This is a genomic window from Blautia luti (assembly GCF_013304735.1).
Lineage (GTDB): Bacteria > Bacillota > Clostridia > Lachnospirales > Lachnospiraceae > Blautia_A.
Window position 1 is genome coordinate 1 of sequence record NZ_JAAITI010000008.1, and the last position, 20,586, is coordinate 20,586.

Annotated in this window: 9 protein-coding genes and 1 pseudogene; 9 read left to right on the forward strand and 1 reads right to left on the reverse strand. The window is 42.8% G+C overall.

Annotation, left to right across the window (positions count from 1 at the left end):
• The 9 genes and pseudogenes from G5B06_RS06145 to G5B06_RS06180 all read left to right on the forward strand — a co-directional run.
• On the forward strand, positions 1-5,990 hold a 5,990-nt coding region (locus G5B06_RS06145), incomplete at its 5' end, for a SpaA isopeptide-forming pilin-related protein (protein WP_173771566.1).
• Positions 5,991-6,062: 72 nt separating this feature from the next.
• Positions 6,063-6,203 carry a hypothetical protein gene (locus G5B06_RS06150; protein WP_164651566.1) on the forward strand — a complete coding sequence of 47 codons (141 nt, stop codon included), beginning with the start codon at positions 6,063-6,065 and terminating at the stop codon, positions 6,201-6,203.
• 6 nt (positions 6,204-6,209) lie between these two features.
• Positions 6,210-7,310, forward strand: coding sequence for a DUF5688 family protein (locus G5B06_RS06155; protein ID WP_026648906.1), 1,101 nt, complete (start codon positions 6,210-6,212; stop codon positions 7,308-7,310).
• A 73-nt stretch (positions 7,311-7,383) separates the two neighbouring features.
• Entirely contained in the window at positions 7,384-7,692 is a 309-nt protein-coding gene (locus G5B06_RS06160) for a hypothetical protein (protein WP_026648905.1), read from the forward strand.
• Positions 7,693-8,572: 880 nt separating this feature from the next.
• Positions 8,573-8,917 (forward strand): TnpV protein, encoded by a 345-nt coding sequence (locus tag G5B06_RS19785; RefSeq protein WP_222891046.1) that lies wholly within the window; start codon positions 8,573-8,575, stop codon positions 8,915-8,917.
• 1,022 nt (positions 8,918-9,939) lie between these two features.
• Positions 9,940-15,027 (forward strand): annotated as a pseudogene (locus tag G5B06_RS06165) (DEAD/DEAH box helicase family protein); the annotation flags it as partial.
• Between the two features lie 81 nt (positions 15,028-15,108).
• Complete coding sequence (locus G5B06_RS06170) at positions 15,109-17,859, forward strand: YodL domain-containing protein (RefSeq protein WP_028086450.1); 2,751 nt, start codon at positions 15,109-15,111, stop codon at positions 17,857-17,859.
• A gap of 483 nt (positions 17,860-18,342) precedes the next feature.
• Positions 18,343-18,975, forward strand: coding sequence for a reverse transcriptase domain-containing protein (locus tag G5B06_RS06175; RefSeq protein ID WP_173771568.1), 633 nt, complete (start codon positions 18,343-18,345; stop codon positions 18,973-18,975).
• Positions 18,976-18,980: 5 nt separating this feature from the next.
• Positions 18,981-19,310, forward strand: a complete 330-nt coding sequence (locus G5B06_RS06180) for a hypothetical protein (RefSeq protein WP_173771570.1) — start codon at positions 18,981-18,983, stop codon at positions 19,308-19,310.
• A 286-nt stretch (positions 19,311-19,596) separates the two neighbouring features.
• Here G5B06_RS06180 and rlmN read toward each other — a convergent pair whose 3' ends face one another.
• The gene (gene rlmN, locus G5B06_RS06185; protein ID WP_002584956.1) at positions 19,597-20,580 is read right to left on the reverse strand and encodes a 23S rRNA (adenine(2503)-C(2))-methyltransferase RlmN; all 984 of its coding nucleotides are present in this window, start codon (positions 20,578-20,580) and stop codon (positions 19,597-19,599) included.
• Positions 20,581-20,586 lie beyond the last annotated feature (6 nt).

The following is a 20,586-nucleotide window of genomic DNA, read 5'->3' on the forward strand; positions in this document are numbered from 1 at the left end:
CGACAGATCATGCGGACACTTACAAAGCGGTCTATTATGTGGAACCGGTAAATCAAGAGCATCCGAAGTACCAGATCAGCCGAAAACTGATTGTGCGTGAGAAAGCAACAGAAGCTCAGACTGAAACTGCAGGGAGTGAAGCAGTGACCGAATCAGAAACCGCTGGCAGTGAACAGCAGACAGAGGAAGCGGAGGATTCAGAAGCAGACTCGGAGATTACCGATATTGACGCTGATGAATTTGATGATTTAGTAGAGCAGGCACAGAATCAGGATACCTATGATGAAGAATCAGGGTTAGAGCTTCATGATGTTTTGGAACAGGCAGGAGACGAAGGTGTGGATCTTGATGCTATGGAAGAGGGAGAGATTGCAACATTTGAAGCAGTTTCAGCTTATTCAGCAAGAAGTACACAGCAGGTAACAATTGAAAAAGGACCACTGTATAGATATGCAGATTATAATCTTGGAACCTATCTGACAGAGCCGTACTATATCAGCTACGGAAACGTCAGAGCAATTGCGTATTGTGTACAGCCAGCTAAGCCAGGACCTGGATCTGGAAATTATACAATTACAAAGATTGGAGACAATCAGGCGTTAGCAAAAGTGTGTTATTACGGCACAGATGCCGCAGGGAGCGAAAGCTTTTTTGCGAATAAACACACGGATTTTTCAGAAGGAAAAAGATTCATCATCATTCACATGGCTGCATCATATGCCAACGGAAGCAGTGATGCATTTTATGGAACCAATGCTACAGGAGAGGCTTTGGCAAAAGAACTCTATAATTATTGTGTGAATAAGCCGGAAATACCAGATGTAGCGATGTCATTTTCAAAGCCGGATGTAAAAGCTTATGTAGATAGAAATGTTCAGAGAACGGAGAACATTAAGTTCAACGCATCTTCCCAGCAGAAAATCACAATGGACTTACCAAAAGGAGTAAAGCTCCATAATGTATCTACTGGAACCGTAAGTGCGGCAGGTGCAAGCGTAACAATTGGAGGAGGAACCACGTTTTATCTCTCAGCTCCTCTGACACAGACAAGAGATGTAAGTGATACTTTTTCTGCAAAAATGAAGGGAAGTATTACAAAAGATTATTCAGCATATAAATTGACTACGAATGCAAGTGTTCAGGATCTGGCATTTGTATTTGGAGAAGGTGTTGCTGATGAAAAATATGTAAGCTTAAAGGTGTCATGGATTGAACAGGCTACGATCGAAATCGTAAAGAAAGACGATACAGCGAATGTCAATCTTGCAGGTGCAGTATTTGGCGTTTACAGCGATGAGGCTTGTACAAAGCTGATCACTCAGATGCCTGCAACAGATAAGAATGGAAAATCCTCTGTTACGATTATCAAGACACAGGATACCGTTTATCTGAAAGAAATCACAGCACCACAGGGATATGTAGTAAATGCAACGGCAACAAATGTAAAACTGGTAGCAAGTAAGACCTCAGCTGTAACCGTGGAAAATAAGGAGCAGCTTGCAGAGCTTACTGTTTATAAAGAAGGTCAGGTGCTTACCGGAGCAGAAGTCAGTGAGAGTGGAACCGTATTCCATTATGAGAACCGCAGACAAAAAAATGCTGTTTACAACGTGTATGCCGGAGCAGATATTGTGACTGCGTATGGTACAAAAGTGTACAGCAAAGGTGATCTGGTGAAAGAAAATCTGACAACAGGTGAGAATGGCTCTGTTACCCTGAAGAATCTCCATCTAGGAACTTATGTGGTAAAAGAAGCAAAAGCACCGGACAACTTCTATAATGGCGGCGAAGAAAAGACAGTGACGCTGACTTATGCCGGACAGAATAAAGAAGTTGTATTTGCGGATGTCACCTTCAACAATGAGCGTCAGAAAGCAGAAGTCACTGTAGTAAAACAGGATAAAGATACAAAGAAACCGCTGGAAGGTGGTATTTTCGCCCTGTATGCGGCAGACGATATCAAAAATGCAGATGGTGTAGTTGTTGTAAAGAAAGGCACCCTGATTGAGAAAGCCACTACCGGTGAGGATGGAAAGGCAAAATTCACAGCAGATCTGCCTATCAATCATTCCTATTCCGTAAAAGAAGACCAGGCACCAGAAGGCTATGTAAGAAATACAGAAGACGTGTATACGTTCAAGTTCTCTTACACCAATGATAAAGAAGCAACCGTATCTTTCGCCCATACCTTCAGCAATGACCGTGTGACAGCAAAAATCAATTTATTCAAAGTTGATAAAGAAACAGGAAAAGCCGTTCCGCAGGGCGATGCAACACTGAAAGGTGCAGTCTACGGATTATATGCCCGTGAAGATATCGTGCATCCGGATGGAGCAACCGGTGTGATTTATAAAGCAGGGGAACAGGTGGCTTCTCTTACAACGGATGAAAAAGGACAGGCTTCTGTAGATGGCTTATATCTTGGCAAATATTACGTCAAGGAGATCACACCACCGACCGGATACCTGGCAGATACAGAAGAACATGATCTTGAATGTAGTTATGAAGGTGATATGACTGCAGAAGTAAAAAGAGAATGCATTTCCAGTGAACAGGTGATCAAGCAGCCGTTCCAGATTATCAAAGCAGCCAACAATGGAAAGACCGATGCAGATCTGTTATCCGGAGCCGGATTTACAGTTTATCTGAAATCTTCCCTTACAAAGAAAGCAGATGGAAGCTATGATTTTGATTCTGCTAAACCAGTAGTGAGTGGAGAAAACGGAGCTACTGAGATTTTTACAGATGAAAAAGGTTATGCCTGCAGTATTCCATTACCATTTGGAAGCTATATTGTCCGTGAAACAACAACACCACACAATTACAAGCCAGTCGATGATTTTGAAGTGAATATCACAGAGAACCATCCGAATGAGCCACAGATCTGGCGTGTGCTTCTGGACAAAGAGTTCAAGGCAAAATTGAAAATTGTGAAAAAAGACGATGAAACAAAGAAATCCGTCCTGATTGCAGGAACAGAATTTAAGGTATATGACCTGGATAACAAAAAATACGTGGAGCAGGTAACTACTTATCCTGTGACAACCACACACAAGTCCTATTTTACAGACAGTCAGGGTTATCTGATCATGCCAAAGAACCTGAAAATCGGACATTACCGGATTGAGGAAGTCAACGCACCGGAAGGGTACACAATCAACAAGAATTATATGGAGATTGCTGTTGATGCAAACACTGCTTATCAGATGGATTCAGAAAGCGGCGATGCCATTATCACAGTTGATTACGAGAATCATCCGGTAAAAGGAAAGCTGACGATCTATAAAAAAGGTGAGATGCTGAGTGGATTCAAAAAGGATTTTGTTTATGAAGAAAAATATCTGAAAGGTGCAGAGTTTAACGTCTATGCAGCGGAAAATATCTACACACCGGATTATCAGAAAGATGAAAATGGAAACAGACAGCTGATTTATGCAAAAGATGCTCTGGTAACAACGGTAACGACCGGGGAAGACGGAAAAGCAGTTGCAGATAACCTGCCGCTTGGTTCTTACTATGTGGTAGAAAAAACAGCACCGGAAGGATTTGTTCTGAACCATGACAGATCGGATGTAGCATTTGTCTATGCAGATCAGGATACACCTGTGATCGAACAGGAAGTGACTGTTGGTGATGACAGACAGAAAGTTGCAATCCAGGTAGAAAAACAGGATGCAGAAAACGGAGCAACGGTAGAAGGTGCAGTCTTTGGCATTTATAACAAAGATGATATCAAAGCAGAAGGCAAAGTCATTGTCAACGCTGATACCCTGTTACAGGAAATGACTTCTGATAAAGATGGAATTGCTTCCTGTACGCTGGATCTGCCACTCGGACAGTATTATGTAAAAGAGTTAAAGGCACCGGCAGGATTCGTTTCTTCCGATGAAGTTCTGAATCTGGATGCTTCTTATCAGGGACAGGACGTGAAGACAGTAAAACTGAAAACAGTGAAGAAGAATCAGCCGACAACGGTTGAAATTACAAAATCAGATGTGACAACAGGTGTGGAACTGGATGGAGCAAAACTCACCGTTCTTGATAGAGAGGGGAATGTCGTAGATCAGTGGACTTCTGTAAAAGACCAGCCACATGTGATTAAACGACTGACCGTTGGGGAGGAATATACCCTTCGTGAAGAAATCGCACCGTATGGATATCTGAAAGCAACGGATGTGAAGTTCACACTGGAAGATACCGCAGAGATTCAGAAGGTAGAGATGAAAGATGAAGTGCCGACAGGACTTTTAATCATCAACAAAAATGGAGAATTTTTGGATAAAGTGACACTTCTGGACAATGTAAAAGGCACTGTGGAGCATCTCTTCGAATATGTAACCGGAAGCCTTACAGATGTGACTTTCGATGTATTTGCTGCGGAAGATATCAAAGCGGCAGATGGTGTCAGCAAAGATTATTACAAAGCAGATGAAAAAGTAGGAACTATTACTACAGATTCCAATGGTATTGCACAGATGGATAATCTCCCGGCAGGCAAATACTATGTGAAAGAAGTTAAAACTGCCCATGGCTATGTATTGGATGGAGAACCGAGATATGTTGATCTTTCCTACCGTGATCAGGACACACCGGTAATCACTTATGATGAAAAATGGCAGAATACCCGTCAGAAAGTAAAGGTTACTGTTCTGAAGAAAGAAAAAGATACAGACCGTGTTCTTGCAGGCGGCGTCTTCGGCCTTTATACCAGTGAAGATATCAAAAATGTAAACGGAGATGTGTTGCTTGAGAAAGATTCCCTCATCGAGCAGAAAGCAACCGATGAGAAAGGACAGATCACTTTTGCGGCAGATCTTCCAGTAGATGGAAAATATTATGTAAAAGAGAACAGTGCACCGGACGGATTTGTGACAACGGAAGAAGTGCAGGAGTTTACCTTTGAATATGCCGGAGAAGATCAGGCAGAAGTAAGCTATGATTTTACGTTTGAAAATCAGCCGACCACAGTGGAACTGACAAAAACAGACCTGACCACAGGCAAAGAACTTCCAGGTGCACACCTGAAAGTGACGGATGCAGATGGAAATGTTGTGGATGAATGGACTTCTACAGAAGGATCTCATGTGATCAAAGAACTTGTTGTAGGTAATGAGTATACCATGACGGAAACAAAACCGGCAGACGGATATGTTACTGCAGAGAGCATTACCTTTACGGTTGAGAATACAGCTGAGATTCAGAAGCATGAGATGAAAGATGATGTGACCAAGGTTCAGATCAGCAAGACAGATATCACAGGAGATACAGAGATTCCTGGTGCAAAACTAACGATTCTTGATAAGGACGATCAGGTAGTAGAGAGCTGGACTTCCACAGAGGAGGCACACTATATTGAAAAACTGCCAATTGGTAGATACACCTTACGAGAGGAACAGGCACCAAAAGGATATCTTCTGACATCGGATGTGACATTTGAGGTGAAGGATACTGGAGAAATCCAGAAAGTGGTTATGAAAGATGATACTGCCAAGGGAAAAGTCATTCTCAATAAGACAGATAAATCATCTGGGGAACCGCTGAAAGGAGTAGAATTTGAATTCCGTGACAGCAAAGGAAAGGTCCTGGAAACCTTAAAAACAGATGCTGCCGGTCATGCCGAGAGTAAGCTGTATGAGATTGCCGCATTCAAGAACGGCAAATATGATACAGCAATCAAGTATTATCTGGTGGAGACAAAAACACTGGATGGATACACACTGGATCAGACCAAGCATGAAGTGACATTTGCCTACGCAGACGACAGTACGCCGGTTGTAGAAGTTACTTTCAATCTGACAAATGAGAAACCGGAAGTTCCGGAAACACCAAGCACACCAGATGTGCCGCAGTCCCATGAAGAGACGAAGGTATCAGATGCACCGAAGACAGGAGATAACACAAATATCTGGCTGCCGATTCTGCTTCTGCTTATCTCTACCGGAGGCATGGCAGGACTTTATATCAGCAGAAAGAAAATCAGAAAACAGTAATCCTCAGTAAAGGGGGCCCTGAATCAGGGCTCCCTTTAAAATACAAAAATTCACAGAAAGGGACAGAAAAATATGATGAAAACAATGGAAAAGAGACAGGAAGCAAGAAAGAACCAGGAGAGAACTTTAAAAAGAATGATGGCTTATCAGAAAAAAGCCGAGCAGATGGTCAGCAGGAAAAGAATGAACCATCACATGATCAGAAAGGGGTAAAAGCGTATGATGAACAGAAAAGAATTTTATGAATATGTCAAAGATAATGTAAAAGACTATTTGCCGGATTCATATCAGAATGGAGAAATCCGTATTGAAGAAGTTGCAAAAAATAATGGATTAAGGTTGACTGGCATTTCAATTCCACAGGGTGATCAAAGAGCTGTGCCGATGGTATATCTGGATTCTCTTTATATGGAATATGTCAATGGAAAAAATCTGGATTCCTGTGTGGGTGATGTGGCAGATATGCGTATTGAAGTGCAGGACAAAGCGGCATTTATCAATATGGGTCTTCCGGATATTTTGGATTATGAAAAAATGAAGGACAAATTACAGGTGAGAATCTGTGACCGGGAATGGAATGAAGAACGCCTGGCTGATAAAGTTGTTACCGAACATGGAGATTTTGCAGCATATTACGCAGTGAATGTGGAAGAAAACGAGGGAGGAATTGGTAGTATTCCGGTTACTGTCAATCTTATGAATGAATGGGGTGTGACAGCAGAACAAATCCAGGCAGATGCAGTGGCGGCAGACAGAAATCGTGGTGTTGTTTTGATGGACATGAATGAAATGATAAAATCCATGATTTTTGGTGAAGAAGCAGAAAATCTTTTGAATGAAAAACTGAATGTTGAAGCAATGGAAAATCCAATGTTCTGTCTTTCAAATGCACAAAAAATGAATGGTGCATCACTGTTACTGCAGGAAGATATTCGTAAGCAGATCGGTGAATGCCTGGGAAGTGATTATTTTGTTCTTCCCTCTTCAATTCATGAGGTGCTGATTCTTCCTGATAACGGAATGTTTGAAGTACCGGAATTAAATGCCATGGTACAGGAAGTCAATGAGACGCAGGTAGAGAGGCAGGAACAGCTTTCGGATAAGGTTCAGTTCTGTGATGGAAAGACAGCAGTTATGGAAAATGCCGAACGCAGGGAAGCACGTCTGGAGAAAGAAAAAGCAGCAGAAAAAGCAACTGGGAGAACAGAAGCAAAAGGTGGAATCCATGGAAAACTGGAGAAAGCCAAGGCGGAGATCAAAGCAAAAGGGACAGATACAATCCCAAAGAATAGGGCGAAAGACCTTGCCTCAGTATTATAACGAGAAATAACGATGATTTTGAGGGGACTGTGTGAGCAGTCCCTAATTTTATGAAGATGGAGGAGAAAAGAATATGGACTGGTGTTTATATGGTGATGATAAAAGAAAGGAAATGGATAGAGATTTAAAACCGGAATATCTTTTGGATGACTTACGGAGATATCAGGATGTATTTGGTGAAGAATTTGGTGTAAAAGAGCTTCTTATGCTGGAGGATATCCGGGTAAAGGCTATGATTGCCGGAGCACTTGCAGATATGCCGGAATTTCTTATTGATCAGATTGGAAAAGCAAGTAACAGTAGTAATTTTCCTTCTATGACAAGGGCAATGGAACGGATTGCCGATGTTGTAGAAGAAAAGTGGGAAGAAGAAAGGGAGTAACAGATGGCAAATAAATTATATGCAATGGAACTTCTGACGGAGGAAGTGGCAAAGGATGTTGCTGCCAATCCGCAGGAATGGATGCGGTTTCTAAATACTGCATCCAGGCTGTACCGGTACACTTTTCCGGAACAGCTCTTGATCTATGCACAGCGTCCGGGAGCAACAGCCGTGGCATCCATGGAAATCTGGAACCAGAAGATGTACCGATGGATTAAAAAGGGTTCTAAAGGAATTGCCCTGATAGATAACACATCCGGACCAAAAACGAAACTCCGATATGTTTTTGATGTGCAGGATACTTATAAGGTAAAAAATCTGGGCAGAGATCCGCAGTTATGGAATCTTAATCCAGAAGGAGAACAACTGGTGGCAGATTATCTGCAGGAGCGGCTGGCACTGGAAGCAACAGAGGGAGGATTAGCAGAGGTTCTTCACCAGGCGGCAGAAGAAAGTGTGCAGGCCTGGTTGCCGGATGCTTTCGACGAACTGCAAATGGATGTAGCCGGCACTTTTCTGGAAGATCTGGATGAACAGAATCAGAAAGTGGAGTTCCGGGAACTGATGACAAACAGTGTCTGGTATGTGTTACTGAACCGATGCGGACTGGATGTGCAGGAATATCTTGATGCAGAGGATTTTCGTCATATTACAGATTTTAACCAGTTAAAGGTTATTGGACACCTTGGAAGTTCTGTGAATGAGATCAGCAGACCGGTATTGATGCAGATTGGACGATATGTGTTGAATGACTTGGAAAAAGATCTGAAAACGGTTGCAAAAGAAAAAGAAGTAGCTTATAATGAATTTAACACGTTAATTCGTGAAAGCAAAACAAGGAACACAGAAGATAGAGGAGAAAATAAGGAGGAAACAGAGCATGAGAGAGATCACTTACAGCCAGAATGGAGAGTACCAGATTCCGGATATCAGTCTGGAGGAGACGAGAGGAACGATCGGGAAGTACGGATTGATGAGGAAAGAGTATCTGAGAAACCACAAAGTAGCCAGATTCAACATTCTGACCTTACAGAACCGTCTGGACAGTCATCTGATGGAAATCGACAGCCAGGCAAGGCAGAGAGTAGACAACCTGATGTCAGAACTTCTGGAGAAAAACCCGGCACCGGACAAAATGGCAGACGGGATGGCATGGACCAGACACATGAACCAGATCAAAGCACAGGCAGAGGAACTGGTAATTCAGGAGATTATTTACAATTAAGTCTGTTCCCGACAGAAGAGGAACAGTTAGGAGAAATAAGGAAAGCGGTAGCTGCATTAGAACAGCCAGCCGCTTTTCTTATTTCTGATGAAGTAGTAGATGATATTCTCCGCACGGGAAGTGGACAGAAAAATACACTGTTTCATATTACGGCAAGACTGATTGAAGGTCTGGATAATGAAGAAATGCAGAACTTCCTGAAGGAGGAATATGAAACAGGTGGAAAAGGATTTACCATAGATGGACAGAAAATCAGTATCTGGTATGACAATGATGGTATCCGTATCCGACGGGGAGATTCCGCCAGAAGAAACTTTGATCGCATGGTTACGTGGGAAGAAGCGGCGGACAGAATCCGGGATATGTATGAGGATAGAAGTTACGTGGATAATCTGATTTCCAATAACGCCATTGAACAGGAGCAGGAAGAAATGACCAATCTTCTTGCACTCCATTTTCGGGATACCAGCAGAAACCGGGAGGAGCAGCAATCATATTCGGATTGGCAGGATGTCGTGCGGGAAGCTTGGACAGATTCAGCGGAAGCAGATGCAATTGCCCATCGCTTTGAATGGCTGCAGAAAGATATGGATGAGAATCCAGAAGATTATCGCAGGTGGGAGATTCAGCATAATCCGGAATATTTCCAGCGTTTTCAGGATCTCCAGAGGGAGCGTTCCTGGGTAGACCAGAAATTTACGGTCGAACGTCCGGCCCTTTCCTTTATCACACAGGATGAGATAGATGCAGTCCTTAGAAGAGGCGGGATCACTGCCGGAGGACGGAATCGGATCTATGAGTATTTCATGGAACATCACGATATAAAGGATGCAGCTGAGTTTCTGAAAAATGAGTATGGTACAGGTGGAGCAGCACCTGGGATACCGGGAGCGTATGAATCCGATGCTTCCCATGATGCGAAAGGATTAAAACTTGCGAAAGGGAAGATTGGCAGTCCAGATGTAGAAGTTCTATTAAAGTGGAATAAGGTTGCAGAACGTGTCCGTCAGCTGATTCGCACCGATGATTTCTTATCACCGGAAGAACTGGAAAAGTATGAAGAACGGCAGGAAGCACAGAGACAGGCGGATCTGGAAGGAGCTCAGCAGGCTTTGGAAGTGGAGCAGGAAGGCTCTGATCAGCAGGAAATACGAGAGGAAAATCAGGAACCGTCGGAGGTTGAGACACAACCGGAAGCAGTAGAAGATGCAGAAAAAAAGGAAGATATAACACCAGAACAGTCTGATATTCCAGCAACAAACTTCCATATCACAGATGATGAACTGGGACAGGGAACACCAAAGGAAAAGTTCCGTGCTAATATCATGGCAATCCAGCTTTTAAAGAAATGCGAGGAAGAAAACCGCAATGCCACACCAGACGAACAGGAGATTTTATCCCGATATGTAGGCTGGGGAGGTCTTGCTGATGCTTTCGATGAAACAAAATCCGCATGGGAGACGGAATATCTGGAATTAAAGACAGTCCTTACACCGGAAGAATATGCAGCAGCCAGAGCTTCTACCTTAAATGCCCATTACACACAGCCAATCGTGATTGAAAGTATGTATCAGGCGTTGGAAAATCTGGGATTTACAAAAGGAAATATCCTGGAGCCATCCATGGGTGTTGGTAACTTCTTTGGAATGCTTCCTGAGAAGCTGAACCAGTCAAAACTCTATGGTGTGGAACTGGACAGTATCAGCGGTAGAATTGCAAAACTGCTTTACCCAGATGCCAATATCCAGATTAAAGGTTTTGAGAAGACAGATTATCCGAATGATTTCTTCGATGTGGCAATCGGAAATGTGCCATTTGGAGCTTATAAAGTGAATGACAGGCAATATGACCGCTATAATTTTATGATTCACGATTATTTTCTGGCAAAGACAATCGACCAGTTGCGTCCGGGTGGTGTGGCAGCTTTGATCACAACAAAAGGAACCATGGATAAAGCATCACCGGAAGTCCGAAAGTATCTGGCAGAACGTGCCGATCTCCTTGGAGCCATCCGCCTGCCGAACACAGCATTCAAAGCAAATGCAGGAACGGAAGTCAGTGCAGATATTTTATTCTTCCAGAAGCGTGACAGCATGACAAAAGAGATGCCGGAGTGGGTGAATCTTGGAAGTGATGCCAATGGAATTACGGTCAATCAGTATTTTGCAGACCATCCGGAAATGATTCTGGGTGAGATGAAAGAGGTATCCGGTCCGTATGGTATGGAAACAACCTGTATGCCGATAGAAGGTGCTGATCTTGAAGTCCAGCTTGCAGAAGCTGTCAGGAATATTCATGGAAATATGGCACCTGCAGTTGATGTGGATGCAGAACTGGATGATGTACCAGAGAGTATCCCGGCAGATCCGAATGTTCGTAATTACAGTTATGCGGTTGTAGATGATCAGGTATATTACCGTGTTAACTCTCTGATGAATCAGGTAAAGATGCCTGCCGCTACTGCAGAACGTGTAAAAGGTATGGTGGAGATCCGAGACACGGTGCGTGAACTGATTGCCATGCAGATGGAAGAATCCGTAACAGATGAAGAAATTCACAAACAGCAGGAGAAATTGAATCAAGTATATGATGCTTACACAGCAAAGTATGGAGTCATCGGAAGTAATGCAAACAAGCGGGCGTTTTCTGATGACGCTTCTTATTGTCTGTTGTGTTCTCTGGAAGACCTGAACGAAGATGGAACATTGAAGCGAAAAGCAGACATGTTTACGAAACGAACCATCAAAAAGGCAGTGGCGGTAACCAGTGTGGAAACTGCGACAGAAGCCTTAGCATTATCATTGAATGAAAGAGCAAAGGTGGATCTGTCCTATATGGCACAGCTGACAGGAAAGACAGAAGAAAAAATCACGGAGGAACTGGTTGGAGTTATATTTAAGAACCCACTGACAGACCAGTGGGAGAGTGGAGATGAGTATTTATCTGGAAATGTCAGGGAGAAGTTAAACACAGCAAGAACCTTTGCAGAGAATCACCCGGAATTCACACCGAATGTCCGTGCATTGGAAGCAGTTCAGCCAAGAGAACTGGAAGCATCTGAAATCGAAGTAAGGATTGGGGCAACCTGGATTGAACCATCGGATTATCAGGACTTTATGAGGGAACTGCTTCATACTCCGTGGTATCTTGCACAGAAGGAGATACAGGTAAAATATTCTGAGGTGAATGGTGAGTGGCGGATTACCGGGAAAAATGCAGACAGTCCAAGAAATGCGTTTGCCTATGCAACGTATGGAACCGAGAGGGCAAATGCTTACCGGATTCTGGAAGATACACTGAATCTGAAAGATGTTCGTATCTATGATAAGAGTGTCAATGAAAATGGGGATGAGATTCGTGTCCTCAATAAAAAAGAAACTATGCTGGCATCACAGAAACAGGATGCCATGAAAGCAGCATTTAAGGATTGGATTTTCAAAGATCAACAGAGACGTGAAAGACTGGTAAGAGTTTATAATGAACGGTTTAACAGTATCCGTCCCCGTGAATACGATGGCAGTCATCTGACTTTCCCAGGAATGAACCCGGAAATTGAACTTCGCCCACATCAGAAAAATGCTGTCGCACATCAGCTTTACGGGGATAATGTGCTTCTGGCTCATGTAGTAGGAGCTGGGAAGACCTACGAGATGGTAGCGGCTGCAATGGAGAGCAAACGTCTGGGATTATCACAAAAGAATCTATTTGTCGTGCCGAACCATCTGACAGAGCAGTGGGGAGCCGAGTTCCTGCAGTTATATCCGGGAGCCAATATCCTGGTGGCAACCAAGAAAGATTTTGAACCGGCGAACCGGAAAAAGTTCTGTGCCAGAATCGCTATGGGAAACTATGATGCGATTATCATCGGTCATTCCCAGTTTGAGCGTATCCCAATCTCTGATGAGAGGCAGGAAGCCATGCTGCGGAAGCAGATTGACGATCTGGAAATCGCAATCCAGAGTGCAAGATATGAGCAGGATGGCGGCCGCTATACGGTAAAGCAGATTGAAAAGACCAGAAAAACGCTGATGACAAGACTGGAGAAGCTGAATCAGAAAGAGAAAAAGGATAATGTAGTTACCTTTGAAGAACTGGGAGTGGATCATCTGTATGTAGACGAGGCACACAGTTATAAAAATGCGTTCCTTTATACAAAAATGAGAAATGTAGCCGGAATTGCCCAGAACGAAGCACAGAAATCAGCAGATATGTTTAATAAATGTCAGTATCTGGATGAGATTACCGGTGGAAAAGGCATTACCTTTGCAACGGGCACACCGATCAGCAACAGCATGACGGAACTTTATGTCATGCAGAGATATCTGCAGAACAGCAAATTACAGAATATGGGCTTGGGATTATTTGATTCCTGGGCATCCACGTTTGGAGAGGTTGTGACCAGCATTGAACTTGCACCGGAAGGAACCGGATACCGAGCAAAATCCAGATTCGCCAGATTCTATAATATCCCGGAACTGATGAATATGTTCAAGGAGATTGCAGATATCAAGACTTCGGATCAGTTGAATCTTCCAGTACCGGAAGCGGAATACGAAACTGTAGTATTGAAACCAACAGAACAGCAGAAAGAAATCGTAGCAAGCCTAGGAGAGCGTGCGGAAGTGGTAAGAAACGGTGGCGTAGATGCTAGTGTAGACAATATGCTGAAAATTACCAATGACGGAAGAAAACTGGCACTGGATCAGCGATTGGTCAATGAACTATTGCCAGACGATCCGGGCAGTAAAGTGTCGGTCTGTGCAGAAAAAAGCTATGAAATCTGGAAAGATACAGTTGTACAGAAATCGGCGCAGATCATTTTTTGTGACTTGAGCACACCGAAAGGCGATGGCAGTTTCAATGTTTACGATGACTTGAAACAGAAGCTGATGGCGAAAGGTGTACCGGAAAAAGAAATTGCATTCATTCATGATGCAAATACCGAAGCAAAGAAGACGGAGCTGTTTGGAAAAGTAAAATCTGGGCAGGTTCGTTTTTTGATTGGTTCAACAGCAAAGATGGGTGCCGGTACCAACGTGCAGGATCGTCTGATTGCTCTGCATCATCTGGATATTGGCTGGAAACCGTCTGATCTGGAGCAGAGGGAAGGACGTATCATCCGGCAGGGAAATCACAATAAAAAGGTTTATATCTTTCGGTATGTGACAGAATCCACCTTCGACAGCTACATGTGGCAGTTGATCGAAAATAAACAGAAGTTCATCTCCCAGATTATGACGAGCAAAGCACCGGTCAGAAGCTGCGAAGATGTGGACGAAGCGGCACTGTCCTATGCAGAGGTTAAGGCACTGGCAACTGGAAATCCGGCAGTAAAAGAAAAGATGGCACTGGACGTGGATGTGGCAAAACTGAAACTTTTAAAAGCCAATCACATGAATAACCAGTACCGTCTGGAAGATGATATTGCAAGAAATTTTCCACAGCAGATTGCAAAATTGACCGAGACTATTGATAGCTACAAAGCGGATATTGCCCATTATCAGGAGCATAAAATCACAGATCCAGAACAGTTTTCCATGGAGATCAGCGGCAAAGTATTTACAGAAAAGAAAGAAGCAGGAGCGGCACTACTGGCAGTCTGCAAGGACATGAAAGCAGTCGATGCAGCAATGGATATCGGAAACTATCAGGGATTCAACATGAGAATCCAGTTCGACAGCTGGAGTAAGGAGTTTATCCTGTCTGTGAAGCATGAATCGGTATCGAAAGTTCATCTGGGAGCAGATGCCCTGGGAAATATCACCCGTATCAATAATCTTCTGGAAAGCTATCCGGAGAAACTGGCAGAAGCGGAGCAACGATTGGAAACGGTACAGGAGCAGCTTACAAATGCCAAAGAGGAAGTTGGAAAGCCATTCACAAAAGAAGAGGAACTGAACCAGAAACTGGAGCGACTGTCAGAACTAAATGCCCTTCTTAATATGGATGAACGGGAAGACACAGAAGCAGAGCAGTCAGAATCGAAAGAGAAAGAAGAACGACCGGCACGTGGTTCTATCCATGAGAAATTGCAGATTTATAAAGAAAAAAGCCAGCGGGAAAGCGAGAATGGCAGGGAAGATAGAAAAAGGGACTTCGGTCTGGAATAAGAAAACAGGAAAGATGGCATAATTTGGTAGAAAGAATGTTCTGCCGGTTATGCCACTTTTGGGAATACAGGAGGAACTTATATGGCGAGAAACATGATAACAGGAATAGAAACGCAGAAAATGCAGGAATATACACAGGAACAAATAGACCGTGCAGAACACATGGGAATAGCAATTCCAGCGGACGTAAAAGAACAGATTTTTGAATATGCAAATCTGGTTGGCGAAGAAGAGAAAGTAAGGACGCTGGTAAGAAATCTGGCAGATGCAGTCAATCGGTCAGATGAAGATAGAGTAGAGGAACTTCTGGATGATGCCCAAATGGATATTCAGGACTTACCAGATCCAACCATAGGCAAGCTGGAACTTCGGGATTATGGATATACAGCAGAGGATATGGTGCCGCTTAGAAAAGCAGCAGCCCTGGATTATCACAGAATGGGTTCTAAAATCTATTGCCTGGGTAGTGATGGCAGCAAGGGAGAGTATGCAAGTAAAGAAATGATACAGGCACATGAAGGGCTGTTTGGCATGGAATCACAGATGTGGGAACGGATAAGGGATCAGGATCTGGATTATGCAGATGAAGATTTTGGAGCATTTCAGGAGCCGATGAATGTGATTGGACAGGAAGAAGCTCTGAAATTATATGATGCCGGAGCAGATATCTATCTGATTACCAATTTTTCATCACCAATCTATGTTACAGAGCGAATGGAGATTGAACGAGGTCCGGAGCATTATCAGATGTCTACAGAAGAACTGGAACGATTCCGCAATTTGGAATGGGAGATGCAGAAATATCCGCAGATTCAGTCTTTGAAAGAGGCAAATCTGCTATTAGGGACAAGACGAACATTCGGTATTTATCAAATAAGAGATGGTTTGCCAGGTGAAAACTATGCGTTTATGAATATGAGCTTCATTGAAAGTCACGGGATGCAGATTAAAAAAGAAGACTATGAACTGGTCTATGTGGGAGAATTATTTGGAAATATGTCGCTAGATGATATATTTGAACGATTCAACATCGACAGACCAGAAGACTTTCGAGGACATTCCCTGTCTGTCAGTGATATCGTAGTTCTGAATGAGGGGGGAAAGGTAACCGCTCATTTTGTAGACAGTATCAGTTTTGAACAGCTAGATTCTTTCCTGAATCTGGAAGAACAGGTTCTTAGTGAACTGGCATATGAGGTAGGAGAACGTTACTTTGCTATTCAGAGAACAGAAGGAGGATATGATTATTCCTTTTACGATGAAGATTTCCGCCTGATGGATGGTGGCGTCTATGAAAATGGTGAAATTTCTATTGAAGAAGCGGCAGAGGAACTTTTGGAAGACGAAGGATGGACTGGAGAACGCATCCGTGGGGATTATGATCAGTTGATGGAAAAGGTAGAAGAAATGGATGAGGTTGTAATGGCAGAGATTCAGAAAAGCCAGGGCGAATATAAGCCATTGGCAAAGGTAGAAGAACTGGAAGAGGCAAATTATAACATGATTGATAATGTCCTCAATAATATGCCACCGAAGAAAGAACCGTATCTGGAATACTTTGCCGCAGAATGTGATGAGTTCCATGATATGGGAGCTTATGAAAAAAGTACCGATGTTAATCAGATTGCTGCGGTTTATGAAAAATATAGGGAGAATCCTGAGAATGCCTATCGAGTATGCAGTATGGGGATTATCTATCGTGATCCGGAAGACAGTTACTATGATGATGCTGAATTTGCAATCGTAAAAGGAAATACAGTACTTGGAAATCTGATGGACGATGTTCGATTTTATGGAGAACTTGCACTGATACGGGAAGGGATTGAGAAAATTCATGATGCATTGCCGGACTATAAGTATGTACCAATGCGGGATGTTCGGGAAGCAATGTATCCAGAGAAGATGACCACAGAACAGTTGGCAGAGGCATTGGATGAGATTGCAGAAGCTTTTGATCCGTATGAGTATCGAGATAATGTGGAGACGGGAGAAAATACGGTACAAGAGGTGATGTTGGATTTGCAGAGTGGCAATACACATTCTTATATTTCTTATCTGAAGGATATTGTAGACGAAGAATGTGACCAGTCTGTGCGTGCAGGTGTATTGATTGAAAGACTGAAAGTCTATGAGCCGGAGTTTCCAAAGAATCTGGAACCAATGGTGTATGTAAACTATTGTGAAGAAAGTGCTCTCATGAATCCAAGATGTCAGAAGTTATCCGAGCTGGATGCAAAAACAGCAGAAATGGATAAAGAATGGTATGCAAAACGTGATTCGAAGACAGAGGAACCTACAAAAATCACAAAGATATATGTGACTGTATATTATGCGGAAAAAGGTGAACAGATGCTGCATCATTTCAAGAAGTCAATAGATATTGGAAATGGACATGGCGGTATTGTGAGTCAGTTGAAGTATGATAATGAAATGAAGCTTACAGATGAGTATTGGATCAATTACCAGAAAGGTAAAGGAAGTGAAGAGTTCCAAAAATATATGGAAGATCTGACAGACATGCAGAATCATGTGCTTCCGTATCTGCAGAGCTTTTGCAATCTGGAAGAAAAAGGTGTGAAAGAGAGACGAGAACAGCAGATAACGGAAAGAAATGAAGGAAGAGCAGATGAGCGGGGAACAAGTACCGAAGCGAATGCAGTGGTCAAGGATGCAGGAAAAGCAGATAGGAAACAGGTACAACAGAAGCAGGCGGTAGTTGGAAAAGATAAGAAATTATCCATTCATGAACGGCTTGAGATTAATAAGAGGATTATTCAAGAAAAGCAGGGAAAAGATAAGCCGGAGAGAGGGGCTGATCGGGGTGTGAGATAAGTATAATATTATAATTCTAATGAAGGATGTAGGGAGTCAATCCCTGCATCCTTTTTTAATGGTGCGCCTTGCGGCGCACGTTTCTAACGGGTGAAAGTCCCTAATCCGCCCTAGTAGTGGGAAGGATACAGCCAAGACCAAGGGTGTCCTTTTCATAGCAACGACTATGATTAACGCAAGGGGAATCTGAAGGAAGGCGGAGGCAAATCTCCGGTCTGACGAACAGAAATCACATGAGGCTACAGTTAAGGATAAGGTTGCCATACAAACTGAAGTCCAATAACTACTCGGAATTAACTGTGGTAGATGTGGCAGATATGTGGAGAGAAAGAAACGTGTGGTACCAAGGGAGGTCTTGTCAGCAAGTGGAAACAGAGTATGAAACTTGTAGTAACAACGAATGGCAAGAAGTCAGCAGAGGTCATAGTACCATTGTGGTTGCAAACATAATGGGAAGGACTGAACTTTAGGAGATGTGAGTAAATGAATGTAACCAAAGATGGAATTAAGGACAGACAACTTCATATTGAGGACTATCTGCAAATGGTATCTGCGGAACAGAAAGAGTATGCAGAAGTGTCCGCCCATCAGAGGATTGCTGAAAACAACGACATCATCACAGATTTTCAAACGGACAGACTGATGGAAAAGATTTTATCAAATGACAATCTTAATCAAGCATACAAGAAGGTAAAATCCAATAAAGGAGCAGGCGGAGTTGATGGGATGAGCGTGGATGAACTTCTATCGTTTCTCAGAAACAACGGAGTGCAACTGAAACAACAGTTAATGGATGGTAAATATAAACCCAATCCAGTCCGAAGGGTAGAAATACCCAAAGAAACAAAAGGCGAGTTCAGAAAACTGGGAGTACCAACGGTAGTTGACCGTGTTTTTCAACAGGCAATTACACAAGTACTTTCTCCAATTTATGAAGAACAGTTTTCAGAAAACAGTTATGGCTTTCGCCCAGGCAGAGGTGCACACGATGCACTAAAGCAATGCCAGACAAATGTAAACGATGGTTACGGATATGTGGTAGATATGGATTTGGAGAAATTCTTTGATACTGTATGCCAAGTGGTTTCCCGGATGACAGAGAAAGTGCTGCAGTAAACAGTGTGGTAAAAGATAGGGCATCATTTGTTGAGTACATAGCGTTTGTACTTGGTGATGATTATGTAGCATCTATGCTTGAAGGAAAGCAGATGGGAGAATCCGGCTTTTTTGCCAATTCGAGTGATGCAATGCCGGCACTCTATGAAAAGATGTTAAAGACATCTGTAGAAGGGCCGGAAAGAATAAAAGACATTGTCCTCTCTGCCCCTTTCGCTCCGTACCCGTTCGGGAGATGGCTCTTGAGTGCGCTTTTCAGAAAAAAGTTGAAAAAAGCAAAATGCGCCCGTCCGCAAGACGCGGACGGGCGCAAAGGAAATGTAAGCAGTAGCTAAATGTATTGACAGTTCACATTCATAGCCGGAATATCCCGCTTGCGGAGCATAGCTTTTTTTGACCGCAAAGCATTAGGCGGGTTACAGTAAATAAAAATGGACACGGCGATACCTCCCCGATACCGCCGTATCCTTAAAAAAGGGCGACTTTAATACACTACCCGCAATCCATTCTATAATAGGGAACAGCGGCTTTTGCGCAATATTAAATAAAAAAGCCGATAACACATAGGTTTTTTGACCTAATGCGTTATCGGCTCTGCGTCTATGCGTCTGGCACTTTTAATCATTTTTTTTTGAATTTATTATATGTGTTAGCTAACTGTCCACAAGCCGCGTTAATCTCTCTGCCATGAGAAACTCTCATAGTAACTTCAAGTCCTGCTTGCTCTAATTGATGTTTGAATGCAACTATTTCCCGTTTCTGTGGTGCTTTAATTCTTGAATTGCTTGTTGGGTTGTATTGTAACACGTTAATCATAACTTTTTTGCCCCGAAACCATTTTGCAAGTTGTCTTACATCTGAGGGCCGGTCATTTATACCCGGTAAAAGCAAATACGCAAAGACAATTTTGCGATTATGCCTTTCAGAATAGGATAAGGCTTGCTTAACAACATCTTCAATAGCATATATGCGCATGTGAGGAATAATACGATTTCTTGCAGATTGTGTTGCTGCGTGTAAAGATATTGTCAACTGAATTTTAAGATGTTCCTCGCGCAATTTTTTTAATTGATCGACCGGACCAACTGTTGATATGGTAATGCCGTCGGTTGGAAAGTTGAGCCCATATCTATCTCGGAGAATATGGATTGCTTTTATCAAGTTGTCATAATTGAATAAAGGCTCTCCCATACCCATAAAAACGATACGGTTTACTTTTCGACGCAACAATATAATCTGTTGTACGATTTCTGACGATGTTAGATTACGAACAAAGCCATTTCGCCCGGACTCACAAAAAATACAACCAACAGGACAACCGACTTGTGTGCTCACGCAAACAGTTCCACCATCTCGCCGCTTGATAAAAACCGTTTCAATGTATTTGTTGTCTTTCAGTTCGTAAACATACTTTTCAGTATCACTGCTTTTGCAAATATTTTTTACCAACATTGATAGATTTTTTTTGCGTGGTAATTGCTTATATAATTCTTCATATAAGGCTTTTGCTTCATTCTCGCCAATAACTTCCGACATTTCTTTGTAAGTAAATCCGTATGGATCATTCCGTACTTCCGCAGGCGTATATTTAGGTAAACGTTTCATTTTTAT

Excerpts from the sequence above, each read along its gene's own strand:
- G5B06_RS06150 (WP_164651566.1), top strand. The coding sequence starts at position 6,063 with ATGATGAAAACAATGGAAAAGAGACAGGAAGCAAGAAAGAACCAGGAG.
- G5B06_RS06155 (WP_026648906.1), top strand. The coding sequence starts at position 6,210 with ATGATGAACAGAAAAGAATTTTATGAATATGTCAAAGATAATGTAAAA.
- G5B06_RS06160 (WP_026648905.1), top strand. The coding sequence starts at position 7,384 with ATGGACTGGTGTTTATATGGTGATGATAAAAGAAAGGAAATGGATAGA.
- G5B06_RS19785 (WP_222891046.1), top strand. The coding sequence starts at position 8,573 with ATGAGAGAGATCACTTACAGCCAGAATGGAGAGTACCAGATTCCGGAT.
- G5B06_RS06170 (WP_028086450.1), top strand. The coding sequence starts at position 15,109 with ATGGCGAGAAACATGATAACAGGAATAGAAACGCAGAAAATGCAGGAA.
- G5B06_RS06175 (WP_173771568.1), top strand. The coding sequence starts at position 18,343 with ATGAATGTAACCAAAGATGGAATTAAGGACAGACAACTTCATATTGAG.
- rlmN (WP_002584956.1), bottom strand. The coding sequence starts at position 20,580 with ATGAAACGTTTACCTAAATATACGCCTGCGGAAGTACGGAATGATCCA.